Below are 19,917 nucleotides of genomic sequence, written 5' to 3'. Positions count from 1 at the left end.
GCCAAGCTGACAAGAGAAAATATGTGAAGCACCACGGATCATATATTATTCGTCAACAGATCGCCGTGCGGACAGGCGGATGACCCCGAAAATCACGAATGCAAGCGACAGGAGGACGATGAAGGCGGGCAGGCCGAGGGTGCCGATCCGCTCGATCATGGAGGTTGCCAGGAGGGGTCCGAGGATCGAGCCCACGGCCCAGTGAAACAACAAGCTGCTCGACAGGCCCACCGCCTGCGACTTGTCGGCCCGGTCGAAGGCGTGGGAAACCGACAGCATGTAGACCGGCAGGGTCGAGCCGCCGATGAGCGCAAAGATCGCGAACACGCCAAGTCCCGCAGGCACGAGGCCCGCCACCAGAATGATCGACATGACCAACGTGACGGCCGTGCCGCCCATCATCACCCGGCGTCGGTCAGTCCGGTCCGACAGGTAGCCCATCGGCCATTGGGTAATCAGCGAGCCGACCTGCACGGCGGTCGACAGGAGGCTTGCCGCCAGCGGCGACAGGCCGGCCAGCACGCCCCAGGCCGGCAGGATCCCCATCAGCGCACTGCCGACCGATCCCACATAGATGCACCCCATGGCGCTCATGGGGGCCGTCCGCCAGAGCTGGCGGAGCGCGATGGTGGCCACAGCCGGACTCTGGGGCACATTGGCGACCGTGAGGCAGACCGGGATCACCGACAGGGAGTAGCAGACACTGACGATGAGAAAGGCGGACGAGGCCCCGAAGAGGAGGTGGCTCGCGGCCAGCTGGCCGCCGATCATCGCGATTCGGGTGAGCACCTGGTAGATGCCGAACAGGCGGCCGCGCTGGCTGGGACTGGCCTGCGCGCTGATCCAGCTCTCGAGCACGATCGCCGCCCCCGCGCCCGCAAAGCCGGTGCCGAACCGAACAAGCGTCCAGTAGCCGAAATCGCCTGACGTGAACCCGAGAGCAAGCACCGCCTGCAGGGCGCCGAACACCGAGAAGGCGCGGATATGGCCGATATGCCGAATCACCGGCGGGCACATGAAGCACCCGATCAGGAAGCCGCCCGCATAGGACGACGCCACCAGGCCGATCAGCGTGGGCGCCTGCTCGGCCAGGGCCATCCGCACCGGCACGATGATGTTGAGAATGCCTGCCGCCACCTGCAGGATGAGCGCGCCCACCATCAGCAGGCCCATCGCGCGCAATTGCTGCAGAGTGCCCTGCATTCCCCTGTTCGGGGGCTGCATGTCCATTCACGCCGCTCCCGGACCGGGCCTTGCCCCGTTGCCCGTCACGACCGACGAACCGGATCGGCGCAGGTTTGAGCCCGATGACGGGATCTGGAATTGACGGCGCCTGTCATGGAATGCGAATCCCTCTCCCGGGGCAGACTTCTTGGCAAGCAAAGTCGCCCAGAATATTGAGCGACGCAATCGTCGTCGCTCAGGAAGCCGGAAAAAGTCTCGCCGCCGCACCGGTTGCGGCCGATAGCAAACAGTATAGTATTTTGACCAACCCACCCGCTGCCCCAGGACACCGAGCGACCATGAACGAGTATCGTGACTTCTATATCGACGGCCGCTGGACGCCCTCGAAAGGCACCCGCACCCTGCCCGTCATCAACCCGGCCACCGAAGAGGCCTACGCGGCGATTGCCCTGGGCACGGCCGAGGACGTGGATCTGGCAGTGGCGGCGGCAAGGCGGGCCTTCGAGTCCTTCTCCCGCACCAGCCGGCAGGAGCGGATCGAGCTTCTCGAGGCGGTGATCGCCGAATACGGCAAGCGCAGCAGCGACATGGCGGACGCGATCAGCGCCGAGATGGGCGCCCCGATGACGCTGGCCATCAACGCCCAGGCGGCGGCCGGGCTGGGGCATCTCAAGACGGCCCTCAAGGTCCTGCGGAGCTTCGAATTCGACGAGGTCATCAACGACACGCGGGTCACCCGCGAACCGATTGGCGTCTGCGGCCTCATCACGCCGTGGAACTGGCCCATGAACCAGATCGGCTGCAAGGTCGGGCCGGCGCTTGCGGTCGGCTGCACAGTCGTGCTGAAACCCAGCGAAGTCGCACCCATGTCGGCCCTGCTGTTCTCCGAGATCGTCCACGCGGCCGGCGTCCCGGCGGGCGTCTACAACATGGTCAACGGCGAGGGCGCGGTGGTCGGCGAGGCGTTGTCCCACCATCCCGATGTGGACATGGTGTCGTTTACCGGCTCGACCCGCGCAGGCGTGCTCGTGGCGAAAGCCGCAGCCGAGACGGTCAAGCGCGTGGCGCAGGAACTGGGCGGCAAGTCCCCCAACATCATCCTCGACGACGCCGATCTGGAAAAGGCCATCACCACCAGCGTCCAGCGCTGCTTTAGCAACAGCGGCCAGTCGTGCAACGCCCCCTCGCGCCTGCTGGTGCCGGCAGCCCTGCACGACGAGGCCGTCGCCATCGCCCGCAAGGCTGCCCAGACCCTCAAGGTCGGCGACCCCAAGGCCCCCGATACGAATCTCGGGCCGGTCGTCAGCGACGTGCAGTTCAAGAAAATCCAGGCGTTGATCGAGGCGGGAATCGCCGAGGGCGCACAGCTCGTCACCGGCGGTCCGGGATTGCCGGACGGCCTGACGCGCGGCTATTTCGTGAAACCGACGATCTTCGCCAATGTCACCAACACCATGACGATCGCCCGCGAGGAAATCTTCGGACCGGTGCTGGCGATCCTGCCCTACGGGTCGGACGAGGAGGCGATCGCCATCGCCAACGACACGGTCTATGGCCTGTCGAGTTCGGTGACGTCCGGCGATATCGACCGCGCCCGCGCGGTTGCTCGCCGGATCCGCGCCGGCATGGTGCATATCAACGGGGCGCCGGGCGATTCGGACGCGCCGTTCGGCGGCTACAAGCAATCGGGCAACGGGCGCGAATGGGGCCGCTATGGTTTCGAGGATTTCCTCGAGGTGAAGTCCATGTTCGGCTACGGCCGCGACGAGCGCAGCGCCGCCTGAGCAACCGACTGTCCATGCCGGGCGGCACCGTCGCCCGGCATCAGGCGGGATCCGGGAGGACGCGGCCCCGGTTGAGAATGGCGTGGGGATCGAGCGTGTGCTTGATCGCCTGCATCACGGCGATTTCCGTCTCCGACCGGCTCAGGGGCAGATAGGGGCGCTTGAGCGTGCCGATGCCGTGCTCGGCCGAGACCGATCCGTGGGTGTCGGCCACGATGGCGTAGACCGATTTGTTGATGGCGCGCCCCATCGCGGCGTCGAAATCCGGCGTGTAGATTCCGATGTGAAGGTTGCTGTCGGCGAGATGCCCGAACACGATGGGGATCGCCGACGGCCAGCGGGCGGCGACTTCAGCCCGCAGACGCGCGACCGCCTCGCCCATCCGCGCCAGCGGAATGCTGACGTCGAAATGAGCGCCCTTCGGAAGCAACCGACCGAACGCGTAATTAGCCTCGCGATAGGCCCAGAATCGCTGCCGGTCCGCCTGCGATTGCGCCACCACCGCATCGGTGACGAGCCCCTCGTCGAGAAGGAGGCCCAGGGTTTCGGCGAAGGCGTCGGCGCCGGATGACCCGTCCTCCCCCATGGCGGCCTCGATCAGGATCGTGAGATCCGGATCGCCCGGGAAAGGGCGCGTCAGCCCGGCCCTCTCGACCGTCACCGTCATGTATTCGCGCCACATCGCCTCGAAGACCAGGAGCCTGCCGGGCAAGAGCGCATCGAACCGGCGCAGGAGCGACACCGCGTCCGCCACGGACCCGACGGCAAGAAGCGCCGACTGGATTCCCGTGGGGCGCGGATGCAGGCTGACGACCACCCGCGTGATGACGCCGAGCGTGCCCTCGCTGCCGATAATCGCTTGCGGCCAGTCATAGCCCGCATTGTTCTTGAGCATCTTGTTGAGCGAGCGCAGCACCCGACCGTCGGCGAGAACCACCTCGAGCCCGAGGACGTTGCGCCGGGTCATGCCGTAGCGCAGCACCTGATTGCCGCCCGCATTGGTGGCCACGTTGCCGCCGATGGTGCACGTACCGCGGGCGCCGAGATCGACCCCATAGAGAAACCCCGCCTCCGCCGCGGCGTCCTGGATGGCCGCAAGCGTCGTGCCGGCCAAGGCCGTGAGCGTGCCGCTTTGCGTGTCGATCTCCTCGATCCCCACCATGCGTTCGAGCGACAGGGCAATCTCGCCCGGCTGCGGATGGGCCCCGCCGGCAAGGCCCGTCATGCCACCCTGAATCACCACCGGCTGATGCAGCGTGTTGCAGATCCGCAGACACGTCGCGACCTCAGCGGTCGATTCGGGGCGCACCAAGGCGGCGGGCCGAAGCGGCGGCAAGCTGGCCGCATCGGCGGTGTTGCGCACGGAAACGAGCGCGTCGGTGAGAACCCGCTCCGGCCCGAGGGCATCGATCAGGGCGCGGATGACATCACTCATGCGATCGGTTCCAACAGGACGTGCGCTCCGGCACAGGGACGTCGGTCTCGTATGGCACGGCAGCGCGTCGCGGCCACGCGCTGCCGTCCCTTTCAGTTTCGCGTATAGGCCTTGATCGCCCAACCGGCCGCTTCGAGCCGCGTGCGCACCGTGCGAGCGAGCACCAACGCCTCGGGATTGTCCCCATGCACGCAGACCGAATCGATCCGGACTTCGCGGCGCTTGCCGTTGACCGACGTGATCGCGCCCTCCTCGACCATCCGCAGCACGTGGGCGGCGGCAACCTCGGGATCGTGAATGACCGCGCCGGGCTTGCTGCGATCAGTGAGGTTGAAGGTGTCGTCGTAGGTGCGGTCGGCATAGATCTCGCGGAAGAAGCCGAGGCCGAGGCGCTCGGCCGCCCGCTCGGTCGCCATGCCGGGCATGACGAGAAAAAGAAGGTCGGGATCAGCCGCCTTGATGCCGCGCGCGACCGCCAGCGCCAGCGCCTCGTCCTCGGCGCAGATATTGCCGAGCGCGCCGTGCACCTTCACGTGCATGGTCGCATGGCCGGCAAGGCGCGCTACAGCCTGGAAGGCGCCGACCTGATAGGCGACGATGTTTTCGATCTCGGCCTCGGTGAGACCCGACAGCCGTCGCCGACCGAAACCGAGGAGATCCGCGAAGCCCGGATGCGCGCCGACCGCCACGCCTTTGTCGCGCGCGATGGTGGCTGTCCGGCGCATGATCGCCGGATCGCCCGCATGGAAGCCGCACGCGACGTTGGCGCTCGTGACGATGTCCATGAGGGCCGCGTCGTCTCCCATGGTCCAGGGGCCGTAGCCCTCACCCAGATCGGCATTGAGATCGATCGTCATCCTGGTCTCCGACTGGCATGGTGGTCGTCGCCCGACAGGGTGCCGATGCGACGAGCCCGGGAAGCCGACATGCTATTTGGGCTGCATCCGGAGCGCGCCATCGAGGCGGATGGCCTCGCCGTTGAGCATGTCGTTCTCGATGATGCTGCGCACCAGCGTGGCGTATTCCTCGGGCCGTCCGAGGCGCGAGGGGAACGGGACGTTGGCCTCGAGCGACTTGCGGTAATCCTCCGCGATATTGTCGAAGAGCGGCGTGTGGAACAGACCCGGCATGATCGCCATGACGCGGATGCCGAAGCCCGACAGATCGCGCGCGACCGGCAGCGTCAGCGCAAGAATGCCGCCCTTGGAGGCCGAATAGCCCGCCTGCCCGATCTGCCCGTCCTGCGCCGCCACCGACGACGTGTTGATGATGATGCCGCGGCCGCCATCCGGCGTCACCGGATCGAGGGTCGCCATCGCGGCGGCGCTCTTGGCGATCATGCCGAAGGAGCCGATCAGGTTGATCTCGATGGTGCGGCGAAAGCTTGCCAGATCGTGGGCGATCATCTCGCCGGTCTCGCGCTTGCGGGAAACCGTGCGTTTGCCCGGCGCGATGCCGGCGCAATTGACGAGGATCCGCTCGATCCCGTGCGCGGCGCGGGCTTTTGCGAGCGCGGCATCGACGGAGGCCTCGTCGGTGACGTCGGCCTGGCAGAAGATGCCGCCGATCTCGCGCGCGACCGATTCGCCGCTCTGCGCGTTCATATCGAAGATCGCGACCCGGACACCGTCGGCCGCGAGCATCCTGGCCGTTGCGGCGCCGAGGCCGGATGCGCCGCCGGTCACGATGGCTGCCATAGATTTGTCGAGCTTCATGGGTTCTCTCCTGGAATCGGGTTGAGTCTGTAAGCCATCCCCGCGCGCGTGCCCAGCCGGCGCGAGTCGCGTCCCTGCAGGAGTTTAAGAGTTTGAGCGAGACCTTCACGAAGCCCTTCACGAAAGCCGAAATGGACGCCATGCGGGGCGCGACCCGCGAGGAGCGGGCCGTGAGGCGGAATTTCTGGGCGAAGCTCAGGCGGCTCGGCGGCCGTATCCCCTTCGCCGAGGATCTTGTCGCGGCCTATTATTGCGCGACCGATCCGGCGACGCCGAACCGGGTGCGTTTCATCCTCATGGGCGCGCTCGCCTATTTCATCCTGCCCACCGATGCGATCGCGGATTTCCTGCCGCTGGTGGGGTTTGCCGACGATGCCGCGGTGCTGGCAGCGGCTCTCGCGCAGGTCGCCGGTTCGATCACACCGGACCACCGGGCCCACGCCAAGGCCACGTTGAGTGATGAGGCGCCCGCGGCGCCGTCGGAATGACCGAGCCGTCTTTTCCCCTGCGTCGCAATCAGCTGGTCTCGGTCCTGCCGCAATTGCATGGCGTTTGCCGAACATGACTCCACGGAATGCCGCTGAGAAACCGCGTCTTCCGTGGCCTTTATAGGATTAAGATCTGTAATTCTTCTCTAAAATCTTATTGCATTGCGTAACTATACGATATAATGTTTCTTATTACTTGCTCTTCGTTTCAGCACGTAATGATTTCCTCCCAGCCTGAGGGACCGTTTCGACGGTCCCTCTTTTTTTGCGCGACAGGAATCGGTCCGCAGGTCGGCGCACCCCGCCATTTCGCCACACTTATTCGAACAGGCTTGGTGAAGAGTTCTTAACCAACCGGTGTATACGCTGTTCCCCATGATTCTCGCATCTCTTCAGCGCGGCCTGGCCGCAGGCGCTCTCGCCACCTTGTTCGCCCTTGCTGTCGCGCCGGAGGCCGTTGCCCAGCCCCAGCGCGCCACGCCGTCCAAACCTGCCGCCAAGACACCGGCGAAACCCGCTCCCGCTAAGCCCGCGGCCGCAAAGCCGGCACCCGCCAAGGCGCAGGCCGCGACGGGTCCCGGCGGCGCATCGCTCATCGCATCCATGGGCGACTGGGGCGTCTACACGGCGCAATCCGGCCGCTCGAAGATCTGCTACGCCCTGACGCAGCCGAAGGACCGGCTGCCGAAGAACCTGAACCGCGATCCGGCCTATCTGTTCGTGTCGTTCCGGCCCGCCGAGAACGTCAAGAACGAGCTGGCCCTCGTCCTCGGTTTCGCCGCCAAGGACAATGGCCCGGCGAGTGCTGCCATCGGCACGGCCTCGTATGTGCTGATCACCAAAGACGCCAATGCCTGGCTGAAGAACCCGGCAGAAGAAACCCAGGCGATCGCCGCCATGGGCAAGGCCTCGGCCGTCACGGTCAAGACCCAGTCGGCCCGCGGCAACACCCTGACGGACCGCTATTCGCTGAGCGGCTTCGGCGCAGCGCTCGACCGCGCCAGAAAGGAATGTTCCTGAACCGCCACCGCGGCCAAAGGGGGCTTTCACGTTTCCGACGCATTCATGCTATAGAGCGCGCCGTCTCCCCTTAACGAAGGCATGATCTCCCATGGCGACGGCGCTCGACATCGCCAAGCGTAATCCCCACGCGGCTCCGCTGGCCGTGACCGATGCCGCGCGCGCGGCCGGCCTCGAGACCCTCGCCATCGAGAAGAAGGCCGAGTTGACGGTGGTGGCCGGAACGGCGCTCGGCGGCGGCGCTTCGCTCGTCGGGCTGACGCGGGATCAGTTGAAGGACAAGCTCGGACAGATCGGCGTGCCGGAGCGCGAGCAGAAGATGCGCGCGGCCCAGATCTGGCACTGGATCTATCTGCGGGGCGCCCGCGATTTCTCCCAGATGACCAATGTGGGCAAGAGCCTGCGCGCAGCCCTGAGCGGGACCTACACCCTCGACCGGCCAGAGGTCATGTCCGAGCAGGTCTCCAAGGACGGCACCCGCAAGTGGCTGATCCGGATGGCGCCGACCTCTGCCCATGACAAGGGCGCGGAGATCGAGTGCGTCTACATTCCCGAGAGTGATCGCGGCACCCTGTGCGTGTCGAGCCAGGTCGGCTGCACGCTTACCTGTTCGTTCTGCCACACCGGCACCCAGCGCCTCGTGCGCAACCTGACGGCGGCCGAGATCGTCGCCCAGCTCGTCGTCGCCCGCGACCGGATCGGCGACTGGCCGGATGCCTGCCCGCCGGATGACGGTTTCCTGCCCCGCGAAGCGCCGCGCTTCGTGACCAACATCGTGTTCATGGGCATGGGCGAGCCGCTCTACAACACCTCCGAGGTCATCGACGCCATCGGCGTGCTGGCCGACAACGAGGGCCTCGGCCTGTCGCGCCGCCGCATCACGGTCTCGACCTCCGGCGTCGTGCCGCAGATCGAGCGGCTGGGCCAGGACGCCAACACGATGCTGGCGATCTCGCTCCACGCGGTGCGGGACGAGTTGCGCAACGAGCTGGTGCCGATCAACCGCAAATATTCAATCGCGACACTGCTCGATGCCTGCCGGGCCTATCCGGGCCTGTCGAATGCCCGCCGCATCACCTTCGAATACGTGATGCTGAAGGGCGTCAACGATTCGGACGCGGATGCGCGCGAGCTGGTCCGGTTGCTGAAGGGCATTCCGGCCAAGATCAACCTGATCCCCTTCAATCCCTGGCCGGGGTCGAAATTCGAATGCTCCGACTGGGATCGCATCGAGCGCTTCTCGGACATCGTCTACCGGGCCGGCTACGCCTCCCCCGTGCGCACCCCCCGCGGCCGCGATATCCTGGCGGCCTGCGGCCAGTTGAAGAGCGAGACCGAAAAGCTGCGCGCCCGCGCCCGGCTGATGCTCGAACAGGGCATCGGGGCTGAGGACGTGCCCGCGCTGGGCGACAGCGCGTAGACGAAAGCCGACACCAGTTTCATAATAGTGTATCGTCACAGTCTCCCTGCGTTTGGAGACGATGATGGCCCGCACGATTGCTGCCCTCACGGTCGCAAGTTTCTGGCTCCTTATCTGGTTCTGATCGAGAGGTTGCTCGAGGTCTCAGGGACGCATCGTTCGACGCCCGGGCCGGCAGCGTCCGACACGGCCGTGAACGTGACATTCATCGTCCTGAAAATCGTGGTTGCGGTGGCCACCATCGTCGGGATCGTCAATCTTGTGGCCACCACCGCGATCATCCTCGCCCTCAAGGCCTTGCGGCTCCACACATGGCGGAGCGTGTTGATCGCCGGGGCGCTCGCCGGAGCGGGCCTTCTGAGCCTGTTTTCCGCACGGAGCAGCAGCGTGCCGCAAGACCTTGGCGGCCATGCGCTCGACGTGATCAACGGGGGCATCGCCGGCATCCTCTGCGCAGCCCTCTACTGGACCATCGCCACCGGCGGACGGCGCGATTCGACGTCCCCTTAAGTCATCGGGCCGTCCCGGCCGAAAGACGGCGTGAGAATTCTGCGATATAGCAGGAGAATGGTCCGCTATCTCCTCCTCCTCCCCTTCGCGCTGCTCATCGCCATCGGCGCGAGCTCCCTGTTTCTGATGATCGCCTCGGTGGTCGATCCGGTCATGGCGGTGCTGACCGGCGACACGCTGCTGGTTGGCTTCCAGGCCTTTGTGGACGAGGTGTTCTCCGCCGAGGATCCCGGGCCGATCGTGCGGTCGGCCTTCGAGACCGTGGGGCGGATCGTCTTCACCCTGCTGGTCTTCCCGCCCCTGCTGGTCACCCTGATCAGCGAGGTCATCCGGGCCCGCAGCGCCTTGTGGTACGCGGGCGCCACGGGGGCGCTGACGGCAGCCATTCCGTGGATCCTGCGGGGCTCCGCGCGCGGCGGCTCCCCGGCGGAGCTTCACGTCAGCCTGGTCCTGTTCCTCACCGGCGCGGTCGCGGGCCTGATCGTCTGGGCCATTGCGGGCCGCGATTCGCGGCGCAGTCCGGCTTCTACTTTGCCGACGTCGCCAGGATCCTGAGGGCAAAGGCCGAAAACAGCCCGGCGAACACATAATCGATGGTGCGCATCACGCGCGGACGCCGGCGCAGCAGGGCGATGACCTTGTCGGCGAACACGATCATGAGCGCCGCCATGGGCCCCGTCAGCGCCACGAAATAGAGGCCGAGGAAGAGCAGCTTCGCCGACGCGTCGGGATCGCCCGCCTGCACGAATTGCGGCAGGAACGTCACGAAGAACAGCACGATCTTGGGGTTCGTCAGGTTGATGCCGACCCCGACCATGAAGGTCTTCCAGAACGGCAGCTCCGCCCGCGTCTGATCCTTGACGCTGAGCGCCGATCCGTTGCGCACCGCGTCAAATGCAAGCCACAGCAGATACAGCGCGCCAACCACCTTCAGGACGGTGAAGGCCGTCACGGAGGCTGCCAGAAGCGCCGACACGCCCAGGGCCGCCAGCATGGTGTGGACGCAGCACCCGGCCATGGCGCCGAGCATCGCGGCGATGCCGGCCCGTCGCCCGCCCGCCATGGTCTTGGCCAGAAACAGGCTCATGTCGGGCCCGGGGGTGATGAACAGGATCGTGCAAGCGAGCGAATAGGTCAGCAACGTGCTGGCATCGGGAAGAAACGTCATGGGCAACCTCTGTGACGATGTTGCCGGATGATGCCCGAATCACCAGGCCCGCGCCAGCGAGAAGCGACTTGTTGAACGGCTCCGATTGGCCCATTTGTGAAGCCTGTCGCGGTAACACCGATTCGAAAGTCAAAAACACATGATGGCGATGGCACTGTCCAACCGGGTTCGCGTGGCGCTCACGGGGCTGATCCTGGCCTTCGGCCTGTCGGCCTGCGGTATCAACAATGTTCCGACCCTGGAGGAGCAGGCCAAATCGTCCTGGAGCGAGGTCCAGAACCAGTATCAGCGGCGCGCCGACCTCATTCCCAACCTGGTCGAGACCGTCAAGGGCTTCGCCCAGCAGGAGCGCGAGGTTTTGATCCAGGTGACCGAGGCCAGGGCCAAGGCGAGCGCCGTCAAGGTCGACGCCTCGACGATCACCGATCCGGAAAAATTCCGTCAGTTTCAGGAGGCCCAGAACCAGCTCTCCGGCGCGCTGGGCCGCCTGCTCGTCACCGTCGAGCGCTATCCCGAGCTGAAGTCGAACGCGAATTTCCTCGCCCTGCAATCCCAGCTTGAGGGCACCGAGAACCGCATCGCGGTCGCCCGCCGCGACTACATCGAGACGGTCCGCGCCTACAACACGGAGTTGCGCACCATTCCCGGGCGCTGGATCGCGGCCATTCTGTATCCGCAGGCCAAGCCCATGGAGACCTTTGCGGCGGTGGCCGGATCGGATCGACCGCCGGCCGTGAAGTTCTAGCATGCGGGCGATGACGGCCGCGGGCTTCTTCGGCCATCGCGGGGCGCTTCGCGCCCTGCTGCTTGTGGCCGCCCTCGCCCTCCTGCCAACGGCAGCTTTTGCCCAGACGTTCCCGGCGCTGAGCGGGCGCGTCGTCGATGCCGCCAACATCCTCAAGCCCGACGACAGGGCGGCGCTCGAGGCAAAGCTCAAGGCTTTCGAGGACAAGACCACCGACCAGGTGGTGGTGGCCACGATCCAGTCGCTCGAGGGCTATGCCATCGAGGATTATGCCAACCGGCTCTTCCGCCAATGGCAGATCGGCCAGAAGCAGAAGAACAACGGCGCGCTCCTGCTGGTGGCCCCCAATGATCGCAAGGTCAGGATCGAGGTCGGCTACGGCCTCGAAGGAGCGCTGACGGATGCGCTCTCGCGCGTCATCATCGCCACCGCCATCACGCCGCAATTCCAGAAGGGCGATTTTGCCGCCGGCATCGGGGCAGGCGTTGACGGGATGCTCTCAATCCTCACCGGCGACGCCGAGGAATGGCAGCGCCGCGCCGACATCCGCAGCGACGACAAATCCATGCCGATCTCGCTGATGCATCTGCTCGTGCTCGGCATCGTGATCTTCATCATCATCCGGTCGATGCGGAGCGGGCTCGGCGCCCAGCGCCACCGCACCCGGGACGGCCGCTGGATCACCACCGGCTCCGTGCTCGGCGGAGGCGGCTGGGGCGGCGGATTTGGTGGGGGAGGCGGGGGAGGCGGCGGCGGATTTTCAGGCGGCGGCGGCTCCTCCGGTGGCGGCGGCGCATCGGGGAGTTGGTAGGCATGATCTCGGCCGAAGAGCAGGACAGGATCGCGCTCGCCATTCGCGAGGTCGAAGCCGAGACCGACGGCGAGATCGTCCTCGTGGTGGCGAGCCGGGCGGACACCTACCATCTCTTTCCGATCCTGTGGGCGCTCCTTGCAGCCCTCGTCCTGCCCTGGCCCCTGATCTGGCTGACGCAACTGGGCACCGCCACCATCGTGCTCATCCAGGGCTTTGGCGCCCTGGCCCTGACCCTGCTGCTCTCCGCCCCGTTCTTGCGCGGAAAACTGGTGCCCGCTGCGGTGATGCGCGCACGCGCCCATGAGGCGGCCGCGCATGAATTCGTCGACCACGGCCTGACGCGAACCCGCCATCGCTCGGGCGTCCTGATCTATGTGGCGCGCGCCGAGCGCTATGCGGAAATTCTTGTCGATACGGGCATTGCCGAGCGGGTCGGACAGGAGGCCTGGAGCGGCATCGTCGCGAGCCTCGTCGACACCATCAAGGCGGGCGATCCAGCCGCGGGCCTGATGACGGCGGTGCGGGACGTGGGGGCGATTCTGGCCATCCACGCGCCCGCCCGGTTCGACGACACGGACGAACTGCCCAACAAGGTCATCATTCTCTAGGGCGTCAGAGGCCCTTGCTCTTGGCTGCCCCGAGGATCGCGCCGGGAGTTGCTTCATCGACCGTCTGGAGCAGCACCACGTAACCGTCGCCCTTGCCGCGGGCAGCGTCGAGAGACACCTGGTAGCGCGACGCGCCGCCCCGCCATTCGCCCACCCGTGTCATGCCCCGCACCACATTGGCATAGGAAACCGTGCGGCCGCGATTTTCGCCCCGGCCGATCTGCACCGTCTGGGAGCGCGACACCGGCAGCACCCAGAGTTCCGCCACCCGGGTGATCGTCTGAGGGGTATCCTTGACCGAAATGGTCAACGTCCCGTTCGCCTCGGAGATCTCCATGTCGACCGGCAGCGGCCCGCCGCCGGTGCTCGTCGCCTTGATGGAGGCCTCGACCCGCGCCCGGTCGGAGCCGATGCACGGCTTGGTGCCGTTGACGATCATCTGTGGCGTGTAAACCTGCCGGTCGCTGCGCGACTGGGCGTAGGCCTTCTGCCGGGCCGTGAAGGCCGCATGCGCCAGCGTGTCCTTCCAGCCGAGATAGTCCCAGTAATCCACCGAGAACGAGAGGGCGATGATGTCCGGCTGGCGGGCGAGATCCGCCAGCACCGCGTCGGCGGGCGGACAGGACGAGCAGCCCTGGCTGGTAAACAGCTCCACGACGGCCCGGGGAGGCTCCGCCGAGGCGGGCCGAATGAGACAGACGAGGCCGATGGCGACCGCGGACAGGGTTAGACGTGAGACCATGATGGCGGCATGGAACACGAAATCACCCCGGAGGGGAACTCACGTTAGCTTGAGGGCATCCCGCCAGCGCTCGGCGTCGCCCTCGGCACCCGCCAGCGCCGGTGCATCCAGAGCCATTGCGACGGGTTCTCGCGGACCCAGCTCTCGACGACACTCGTCATCGCCTGCATGGCCCCCTGCACGTTGACTTGGCCGTCCGGGTCGCGGGGCAGATCGAGGGCCGGAGTGAGTTGCAGGCGGAAGCGGTGGTTGGGCAGGCGGATCACCCGCACGCCGTGGACCGGACAATCGAATCGCCTGGCGAATTTCCCCAGGATCGGATTGACCAAAGCCGGCCGACCCATGAAATCGACGATGACCCCGCGGGTAAAATGCTGATCGATCAGCATGCCGAGATGGCCGCCCCGTTCCAGCGCACCCTGCATGGCGAAGGCCGCGCCCTGGCGGGCTGCCTCCAGCCCTCCCATCGTGCCGGAGCGGATCTCGTGGAGCACACGGGCGATGGCAGGATCGTTGGGCGCGCGGAACACCGCCGTGGCGTCGAGCCCGAAACGGGCGGCGCAGATCGCCGGAAGCTCCCAGTTGCCGAGATGGGCCGAGAAGATGATGCCGGGCTTGCCGTCGTCGCGAAGCGACAGGAAATGCTCGATGCCGTCCACCTCGGTCCGCCCCGGCACGACCCCGTCCGGGTCGAAATCGAACAGGGTTCCAAGATGCGGGTACTCGCCGCCGACGCGACCGAGATTGTCCCAGGCTCCCCGGGCAATGGCTTTGATCTCGGGCTCGGGCTTATCCGGATAGACGGCCTTCAGATTGGCGATCGCCGTCCGATGGGCGGGCAGAAGCGGGCCGATCCGCCTTGCGATGGCGGCGCCCAGGCCGCCTGATCGCTCGGGACCAAGCGCGCGCGCGAAGGCGAAGACGCTGCGCACGATGGCGACCATGACCTGCTCGGTCAGTCGCGAGACAAGGCCGCGTCGTTTGTGCTGGTGAACCACGAATCCGTCCTGGCGTTCTGGCGATGATGCGGAAGCGCGGCGCGTCGCCGGCACTGGTAGCGGTGTTCCCCCACAGAGGAGGGTTTCGTCAAGTGCGGGTCTGCCGCGACAGGCCGTCATAGAGAGAGACCAGCACTTCGCTCTCGGTCTCCCAGCTGAGATCGCGCGCGGCCTTCAGGGACTGGCGTTTCATCGCCTCGATGCGGGTGCGGTCGAGGCCGTTGATGACGCCAGCGATGGCGCTCGGATCGACCGGCGCGAACTGACCGCATGCGTAGCGGCGCACGATCTCGGCCATGTCGGGCAGGGGCGAAGTGATGACGGCCAGGCCCGCGGCCAGATATTCGAACAGCTTGTTGGGCAGCGCGAAGCGATTGTGACGGCTCGAATCAGGCAGGAGGCACAGCCCCACATCCGACCGGGCCGCCGCCAGCACCACATCGCGGGGCGGCACCGCCGGCTCGAACCGCACCCGCCCGCCGATGCCGAGGGCCTCGGTGCGGGCCTTCAGGCTGTCGAGGTAGCCGATGGCGGCCGAGCCGCGCAGGGTGAGGCGAAAGTCGTCGCGCCACAGGGGCACCGAATCGAGGATCGCCTCGAGGCCCCGATTGTCGCGCAGCAACCCGTGAAACAGCACCTCGACGGTCTCGCCCACCGGCCGGAACGCCATCGGGGCGGCATCCGGGACGTTGCGCAGGAGGAGCGGCCGGGGAAGACCCGGATAGGCCTCGACCAGGGCCTCGGCAATGCCGGGGCTGACCGCGATCACCGCATCGGCCTGCCGGATGCCCTTGCCCTCGATCGCCTTCACGTGGGCCAGTGCGGCCAGACGCCATTTGAGGCTGTGCTCGTATTCGGCGATGGCCATTTCGTGGGTGTCGTAGACGACCCGCGCGCCGCATTGCGCCTTGGCGTCCAGTGCGATGGGCAGCGTGTTCCAGTCGTTGGCATGAACCGCGTCCGGCCGGAAGGCCCGCAGGATGTCGCGGGCGCGGCGGCGGCCTTGATGAAGCCAGTAAAGCGCGTGCGCGCTTCCCGGCAGCAGATTGGCCGGCGCCTGGCGCAGGAGGATGCCGGCCCGGATGGCAAAGGGGGACGGCAGATCCGGCAGCAGGGTGACGTCGTAGGCGGCGCCGGCCGGAGCCGGTCCGTAACCCACGAGCAAAACCTCATGGCCCGCCCGCCGCAGGGTCTCGGCGGTGCGCAGGACACGGGAATCACTGGCCAGAAGGTGGAGATCGACGATCGCGACACGCATCAGACGCAACGCGATAGACTGCAAGGGATACATTGTCCAGCACGGCAAGGAAGTCCTCGACCCCGCGCGATGCCATCGCTAGAACGCCCCATGCCGCGCCCTCTCCGCAAAGGTCACAATCCCCTGTCATCGCCCCGCATCCTCTATGTCTGCTGCGAACGCATCATTCCCGGAAGTGCGGCGGCCACGCACGTGCTGGAGATCTGTCGCGGTCTCGAGCGGCGCGGCTACGTCATCGACCTGCAGGCCGAACAGGGGACGGCGCGCTCGGGTCTCGTCGGCCAGCTGAAACGCTATGCGGACATCATCGCCGGTTCCTTGTGGCGGATGCGGCGGGCCGATCTCGTGTATGTCCGCTCGCATTTCGCCGCGTTCCCGATCGCGCTCGCGGCGCGGCTGGCGGGAAAGCCGACCCTTCACGAGATCAACGGCCTCTATGCCGAGGCTTTCGTCACCCATCCGCGCTTTGCACGCCTGAAAGGCATTCTGTCATGGATGCAGAAGGCGCAATACCGCATGGCCTCGGGCCTCATCGCCGTGACGCCGCAACTCGTCGCCTGGGGGCGCGACCAGGCCGGCCACACGCAGGCCTTCCATGTGGGCAACGGCGCCAATACGGACCTGTTCAGGCCCGACGGTCCATCATCGGGACGCACGCAGCCCTATGTGGTGTTTTTCGGCGGCATGACGCGCTGGCACGGGGTCGAGATCATGCTGCGCGCCGCGCGCGATGAATCATGGCCAACGGATGTCGAGCTGGTGCTCGCGGGACCGGTGGTCGATGCCAGCCTCAAACCGCTCCTCAATGAGGCGCCGGCGCGCGTCACCATCCTCGACCGGGTGCCGCAGGCGGAGCTGCCGGGACTGATTCGCGGGGCGCTCGCAGCCCTCGTGCCGAGCCTCGATCCGTCCGGCATCGCCGCCCAGGGGCTGACGCCCCTCAAGCTCTTCGAGATGCTGGCCTGCGGCACGCCCGTGATCGTCAGCGACTTTCCCGGCATGGCCGATCTCGTGCGGGAGGGCGCGTGCGGCGTGGTGATTCCGTCAGGCGATGCGCCAGCGCTCGCCCGCGCGGTCGCAACGCTCGCGGCCGATCCGCAAGCCGCGCGGCAGATGGGTGCCTCCGGCGCCCGGCTCATCGCGGCCTCCCATTCGTGGGACGCCCGCGCGCAGGAGACCGCGCAGGTGATCGAGACGGTGCTGCGGGCCTGAGACCGGCGGCTAGAACGTGACGACCACCTTGCCGAAGGCCTTGCGGGTTTCCAGTCGCTCGAGGCCCTTCTCGAAATCGGACAGCGCGAACACCGAATCGATGACCGGGCTCATGCCGCCCGCCATCTTGTCGAGGGACTGGGCGATGTTCTCGATGCGGCAGCCGAACGACCCGAAGATCCGGTATTGCTGCTGGAAGAGCTGCATCAGGTTCATGGTGGTGGAGACGCCGGACGTGGACCCGCAGGTGACCAGCCGCCCGCCGCGCTTGAGGCAGAGCAGCGAGCCGTTCCAGGTCTCGGCGCCCACATGCTCGAACACCACGTCGACGCCCTTGCGCTTGGTCAGCCGGCGGACCTCGCCCTCGAACCGCTCGGTGCGGTAATTGACCACGAAATCAGCCCCGAGGGCCTTGGCCTTGGCGCCCTTCTCGTCGTCGCCGACGGTGGTGTAGACGGTGCAGCCGATGGCCTTGGCCATCTTGATGGCGGCCGTGCCGATGCCCGACCCGCCCGCATGGACGAGGATCGATTCGCCTGGCTCCAGCTTCGCATTGTCGAACAGCATGTGCTGCACGGTGCCGAAGCCGATGGGCGCGCAGGCCGCCTGCTCGAAGGACACGCCCTTCGGCACCGGAATCACCAGGCGCTCGGGCCGGTTGATGTATTCGCGGGCGAAACCGTCGATGTGGAAGCCCATGATTCCGGCGACGTTCTCGCAGAGGTTGTCGCGTCCCTCGCGGCAGGCCTTGCAATGACCGCAGGTCTCGGCCCCGTACATGGTGACCGGATCGCCCACCGAAAACCGCGCCACGCCCTCGCCCACGGCCGCGATCTCGCCCGAGGCCTCGACGCCCACCGCCTGCGGCATCTTCCGCTTGGCGAAGGCCATGCCGCGAAAACCCCAGACGTCGAGATAATTGAGCGCCAGCGCCCGCACCCGCACCCGCACCTCGCCGGCGGCGGGCGGCGGCGGGGCGTCCATCTCGGAAAGACGCAGGTCGCGGTCGCCGAAAAGCTGAAGAGCGCGCATGAGGTTCGATCCCATCCTGGGGTCATTCCCGAAAAGCCTCGGGAGCCCCGTCTGTCACGGCCCGACAACGCGGGTGGCCGGATTGAGCCGGCCATGACGGACACATAAACTGTGCGGCGGGATTAAAGCCCGCGCGGGAGAATGACAAGCGTCACGGTCCCGCAGGGCTGCCCCGCCGGTCACGGCCCTACGCCCGGATCGCCGCGAGATACCGCGCCACCGAGCGGGCCATGGCGGCCTTGCCGTTCTGGCTGACATTGCGATGCGCGAAGGCGCCGTAGATGCGCTCGAACGGATAATGCGCAAGCGCGTCCGCAATGGCCGACACGGCGGTGGCGTTGAGCGGGATGTAGTTGGGATAGCTGCGCATGAAACTGACATAGCGGCGGTCCTGGCAGACTTGCAGATTGTCGCCCGCATAGAGGACGCCGCGTCCCTCCGCCCCGTGCGCGTCGTGCAGCACGGTGCTGCCTTCGAAATGACCGCCGGTGCGGATCAGGGTGATCCCGGGGGCGATGGATTGCGTCTCGCCCGACCAGAAATGGATCGACTCGTCCGGATGCATCACCCATGGCCGGTCGTCGGCATGGAGATGGATCGGTACGCCCCCGAACGCTTCGCTCCAGGACACCATCGCGGTGTAGTAATGCGGATGCGAGATCGCGATCGCCCGCAGGCCGCCGGCCTGAGCGATCCGGGCCTTTGCCGCATCGTCGATCAGCGCGATGCAATCCCACAGGATCACGCCCGAATCCGTCTGCACCATCAGGGCCCGCTGGCCGATGGCGAAGGATGGCGCCATGCCGATGCCCGTGACGCCGTCCTCCTCGGTAAAATGGACCCGATGGGCCGATTGCAGGGCCGACAGGCTCGTCCAGTCCTGTCCCGACCAGCGCACATATTGCCGCTCGTCCTCGCAGATCGGGCAGGAGAGCGGCGGCGTCTCGGTCTCGGCGAATTGCGTGCCGCATTGAACGCAGATGAAACGGGTCACGACACAGCTCCCTCGGTTTCGACGTCGATCGGCCTAGCGGTGCACACCCATCATGGCCGTGAGGCCACCATCCATCGGCAGCACCGTGCCGGTCATGTAGGCGGCAGGCGGGCTCATGAGGAAGGCCGCGAGGCCTGCAATCTCGTCCGGATGGGCAAAGCGCCCGGCCGGGATCTGCTTTTCCATGCTGTCGCGATAGGCCGCATAGGGAGCCATCATGTCGGTGTCGATGAAGCCCGGCGCGATCACGTTGACGGTGAGCCCCCGCTTGGCGGTCTCGATGGCGAGCGTCCGGCAATAGGACAATAGCGCGCCCTTCGAGGCCGCATAGGCCGCATTGCCGGGATTGCCCTGCAAGGCCGCCACCGAGCCGATGGCGACGATCCGGCCCGCCCGCGCGCGGATCATGCCGCGCATCAGCGATTTGGCGATGCGCGTCAGGGACCAGAAATTGACCTGCATGACGGCCTCGGCCTTGTCCTGCTGCATCATGGCGGCCAGCGCATCGTAGGACTGGCCGGCATTGTGAATGAGACCGAAGAACGGCTCAGTCTCGATGCTGTCGCAAAAGGCTTCCAGTGCGCCCTTGTCGGCGAGATCGACCGCATGGGCCGTGACCGCGCGGTCGGGGTGGTTTTTCATGAGATCGGCCGCCAATGCGGCAGCCGAGTCGCCGGACGATCGGTAGGTGAAGTCCACATCGTGACCGTGCGCGACGAGCGCCCGGACGATCGCAGCGCCGACCCCCTTGCCGCCGCCGGTGACGAGAATGCGCGTCATGGCCTGTTC

21 protein-coding genes are annotated in these 19,917 nt (G+C 66.6%); 10 read left to right on the top strand and 11 right to left on the bottom strand.

Annotated features, from left to right (window positions below):
- Positions 1–45 precede the first annotated feature (45 nt).
- Positions 46–1,230, bottom strand: a complete 1,185-nt coding sequence (locus tag J4G32_RS16320; RefSeq protein ID WP_210496546.1) for an MFS transporter — start codon at positions 1,228–1,230, stop codon at positions 46–48.
- 293 nt (positions 1,231–1,523) lie between these two features.
- On the opposite strand from J4G32_RS16320, the gene J4G32_RS16315 reads away from it, so the two are divergent.
- Entirely contained in the window at positions 1,524–2,969 is a 1,446-nt protein-coding gene (locus J4G32_RS16315; RefSeq protein WP_210496543.1) for an aldehyde dehydrogenase family protein, read from the top strand.
- 40 nt (positions 2,970–3,009) lie between these two features.
- On the opposite strand, the gene J4G32_RS16310 is transcribed toward J4G32_RS16315, so the two are convergent.
- The 3 genes from J4G32_RS16310 to J4G32_RS16300 all read right to left on the bottom strand — a co-directional run bounded on the left by J4G32_RS16310 (position 3,010) and on the right by J4G32_RS16300 (position 6,119).
- Positions 3,010–4,404 (bottom strand): FAD-binding oxidoreductase, encoded by a 1,395-nt coding sequence (locus J4G32_RS16310; protein ID WP_210496541.1) that lies wholly within the window; start codon positions 4,402–4,404, stop codon positions 3,010–3,012.
- 92 nt (positions 4,405–4,496) lie between these two features.
- Complete coding sequence (locus J4G32_RS16305) at positions 4,497–5,261, bottom strand: LamB/YcsF family protein (protein ID WP_210496538.1); 765 nt, start codon at positions 5,259–5,261, stop codon at positions 4,497–4,499.
- A 72-nt stretch (positions 5,262–5,333) separates the two neighbouring features.
- Entirely contained in the window at positions 5,334–6,119 is a 786-nt protein-coding gene (locus J4G32_RS16300) for an SDR family NAD(P)-dependent oxidoreductase (protein ID WP_210496537.1), read from the bottom strand.
- 92 nt (positions 6,120–6,211) lie between these two features.
- Between J4G32_RS16300 and J4G32_RS16295 the strand changes: the two genes are divergently transcribed.
- The 5 genes from J4G32_RS16295 to J4G32_RS16275 all read left to right on the top strand — a co-directional run bounded on the left by J4G32_RS16295 (position 6,212) and on the right by J4G32_RS16275 (position 10,112).
- Entirely contained in the window at positions 6,212–6,607 is a 396-nt protein-coding gene (locus J4G32_RS16295) for a YkvA family protein (RefSeq protein WP_425515526.1), read from the top strand.
- 375 nt (positions 6,608–6,982) lie between these two features.
- Entirely contained in the window at positions 6,983–7,627 is a 645-nt protein-coding gene (locus tag J4G32_RS16290) for an invasion associated locus B family protein (protein ID WP_210496536.1), read from the top strand.
- Between the two features lie 91 nt (positions 7,628–7,718).
- On the top strand, positions 7,719–9,047 hold the full coding sequence (rlmN, locus tag J4G32_RS16285; protein WP_210496535.1) for a dual-specificity RNA methyltransferase RlmN: 1,329 nt from the start codon (positions 7,719–7,721) through the stop codon (positions 9,045–9,047).
- A 192-nt stretch (positions 9,048–9,239) separates the two neighbouring features.
- On the top strand, positions 9,240–9,557 hold the full coding sequence (locus J4G32_RS16280) for a hypothetical protein (RefSeq protein ID WP_210496531.1): 318 nt from the start codon (positions 9,240–9,242) through the stop codon (positions 9,555–9,557).
- Between the two features lie 57 nt (positions 9,558–9,614).
- Complete coding sequence (locus J4G32_RS16275) at positions 9,615–10,112, top strand: hypothetical protein (protein ID WP_210496530.1); 498 nt, start codon at positions 9,615–9,617, stop codon at positions 10,110–10,112.
- Here J4G32_RS16275 and J4G32_RS16270 read toward each other — a convergent pair.
- Entirely contained in the window at positions 10,084–10,725 is a 642-nt protein-coding gene (locus J4G32_RS16270; protein ID WP_210496528.1) for a LysE family translocator, read from the bottom strand. The genes J4G32_RS16275 and J4G32_RS16270 overlap by 29 nt on opposite strands.
- A 139-nt stretch (positions 10,726–10,864) precedes the next feature.
- On the opposite strand from J4G32_RS16270, the gene J4G32_RS16265 reads away from it, so the two are divergent.
- From J4G32_RS16265 to J4G32_RS16255, 3 genes are read left to right on the top strand one after another with little or no spacing between them, the layout of a single operon-like run.
- Complete coding sequence (locus J4G32_RS16265; protein ID WP_210496518.1) at positions 10,865–11,470, top strand: LemA family protein; 606 nt, start codon at positions 10,865–10,867, stop codon at positions 11,468–11,470.
- A gap of 1 nt (position 11,471) precedes the next feature.
- On the top strand, positions 11,472–12,281 hold the full coding sequence (locus tag J4G32_RS16260; protein ID WP_210496516.1) for a TPM domain-containing protein: 810 nt from the start codon (positions 11,472–11,474) through the stop codon (positions 12,279–12,281).
- Between the two features lie 2 nt (positions 12,282–12,283).
- Entirely contained in the window at positions 12,284–12,892 is a 609-nt protein-coding gene (locus tag J4G32_RS16255) for a TPM domain-containing protein (RefSeq protein WP_210496515.1), read from the top strand.
- Positions 12,893–12,896: 4 nt separating this feature from the next.
- On the opposite strand, the gene J4G32_RS16250 is transcribed toward J4G32_RS16255, so the two are convergent.
- From J4G32_RS16250 to J4G32_RS16240, 3 genes are all read right to left on the bottom strand, one after another.
- Entirely contained in the window at positions 12,897–13,634 is a 738-nt protein-coding gene (locus tag J4G32_RS16250; protein WP_210496514.1) for a DUF1223 domain-containing protein, read from the bottom strand.
- A 44-nt stretch (positions 13,635–13,678) separates the two neighbouring features.
- Positions 13,679–14,632 carry a lipid A biosynthesis lauroyl acyltransferase gene (locus tag J4G32_RS16245; protein ID WP_343232667.1) on the bottom strand — a complete coding sequence of 318 codons (954 nt, stop codon included), beginning with the start codon at positions 14,630–14,632 and terminating at the stop codon, positions 13,679–13,681.
- Between the two features lie 88 nt (positions 14,633–14,720).
- Entirely contained in the window at positions 14,721–15,890 is a 1,170-nt protein-coding gene (locus J4G32_RS16240; RefSeq protein WP_210496508.1) for a glycosyltransferase, read from the bottom strand.
- A 90-nt stretch (positions 15,891–15,980) separates the two neighbouring features.
- Between J4G32_RS16240 and J4G32_RS16235 the strand changes: the two genes are divergently transcribed.
- Complete coding sequence (locus J4G32_RS16235; RefSeq protein ID WP_210496507.1) at positions 15,981–17,102, top strand: glycosyltransferase family 4 protein; 1,122 nt, start codon at positions 15,981–15,983, stop codon at positions 17,100–17,102.
- Positions 17,103–17,111: 9 nt separating this feature from the next.
- On the opposite strand, the gene J4G32_RS16230 is transcribed toward J4G32_RS16235, so the two are convergent.
- The 3 genes from J4G32_RS16230 to J4G32_RS16220 all read right to left on the bottom strand — a co-directional run bounded on the left by J4G32_RS16230 (position 17,112) and on the right by J4G32_RS16220 (position 19,908).
- Positions 17,112–18,134, bottom strand: coding sequence for a zinc-binding dehydrogenase (locus J4G32_RS16230; RefSeq protein ID WP_210496506.1), 1,023 nt, complete (start codon positions 18,132–18,134; stop codon positions 17,112–17,114).
- A gap of 187 nt (positions 18,135–18,321) precedes the next feature.
- Positions 18,322–19,128, bottom strand: a complete 807-nt coding sequence (locus J4G32_RS16225; RefSeq protein ID WP_210496505.1) for an MBL fold metallo-hydrolase — start codon at positions 19,126–19,128, stop codon at positions 18,322–18,324.
- Positions 19,129–19,161: 33 nt separating this feature from the next.
- Positions 19,162–19,908: an SDR family oxidoreductase gene (locus J4G32_RS16220; RefSeq protein ID WP_210496504.1), complete on the bottom strand. Its 747-nt coding sequence runs from the start codon at positions 19,906–19,908 to the stop codon at positions 19,162–19,164.
- Between the last annotated feature and the right edge of the window lie 9 nt (positions 19,909–19,917).

The organism is Microvirga antarctica, from assembly GCF_017921815.1.
In the GTDB taxonomy this organism is placed as follows: domain Bacteria; phylum Pseudomonadota; class Alphaproteobacteria; order Rhizobiales; family Beijerinckiaceae; genus Microvirga; species Microvirga antarctica.
The sequence above is the reverse complement of the archived record's forward strand: the minus strand, read 5'-3'. Positions and strand labels throughout refer to the sequence as shown.

Bases quoted from the DNA above. Each gene is read 5' to 3' on its own strand.
- J4G32_RS16270 (WP_210496528.1), bottom strand. From the start codon at position 10,725: ATGACGTTTCTTCCCGATGCCAGCACGTTGCTGACCTATTCGCTCGCT.
- J4G32_RS16275 (WP_210496530.1), top strand. From the start codon at position 9,615: ATGGTCCGCTATCTCCTCCTCCTCCCCTTCGCGCTGCTCATCGCCATC.
- J4G32_RS16315 (WP_210496543.1), top strand. From the start codon at position 1,524: ATGAACGAGTATCGTGACTTCTATATCGACGGCCGCTGGACGCCCTCG.
- J4G32_RS16300 (WP_210496537.1), bottom strand. From the start codon at position 6,119: ATGAAGCTCGACAAATCTATGGCAGCCATCGTGACCGGCGGCGCATCC.
- J4G32_RS16240 (WP_210496508.1), bottom strand. From the start codon at position 15,890: ATGCGTGTCGCGATCGTCGATCTCCACCTTCTGGCCAGTGATTCCCGT.
- rlmN (WP_210496535.1), top strand. From the start codon at position 7,719: ATGGCGACGGCGCTCGACATCGCCAAGCGTAATCCCCACGCGGCTCCG.
- J4G32_RS16230 (WP_210496506.1), bottom strand. From the start codon at position 18,134: ATGCGCGCTCTTCAGCTTTTCGGCGACCGCGACCTGCGTCTTTCCGAG.
- J4G32_RS16310 (WP_210496541.1), bottom strand. From the start codon at position 4,404: ATGAGTGATGTCATCCGCGCCCTGATCGATGCCCTCGGGCCGGAGCGG.
- J4G32_RS16260 (WP_210496516.1), top strand. From the start codon at position 11,472: ATGCGGGCGATGACGGCCGCGGGCTTCTTCGGCCATCGCGGGGCGCTT.
- J4G32_RS16290 (WP_210496536.1), top strand. From the start codon at position 6,983: ATGATTCTCGCATCTCTTCAGCGCGGCCTGGCCGCAGGCGCTCTCGCC.
- J4G32_RS16320 (WP_210496546.1), bottom strand. From the start codon at position 1,230: ATGGACATGCAGCCCCCGAACAGGGGAATGCAGGGCACTCTGCAGCAA.
- J4G32_RS16250 (WP_210496514.1), bottom strand. From the start codon at position 13,634: ATGGTCTCACGTCTAACCCTGTCCGCGGTCGCCATCGGCCTCGTCTGT.
- J4G32_RS16305 (WP_210496538.1), bottom strand. From the start codon at position 5,261: ATGACGATCGATCTCAATGCCGATCTGGGTGAGGGCTACGGCCCCTGG.
- J4G32_RS16220 (WP_210496504.1), bottom strand. From the start codon at position 19,908: ATGACGCGCATTCTCGTCACCGGCGGCGGCAAGGGGGTCGGCGCTGCG.
- J4G32_RS16235 (WP_210496507.1), top strand. From the start codon at position 15,981: ATGCCGCGCCCTCTCCGCAAAGGTCACAATCCCCTGTCATCGCCCCGC.
- J4G32_RS16255 (WP_210496515.1), top strand. From the start codon at position 12,284: ATGATCTCGGCCGAAGAGCAGGACAGGATCGCGCTCGCCATTCGCGAG.
- J4G32_RS16265 (WP_210496518.1), top strand. From the start codon at position 10,865: ATGATGGCGATGGCACTGTCCAACCGGGTTCGCGTGGCGCTCACGGGG.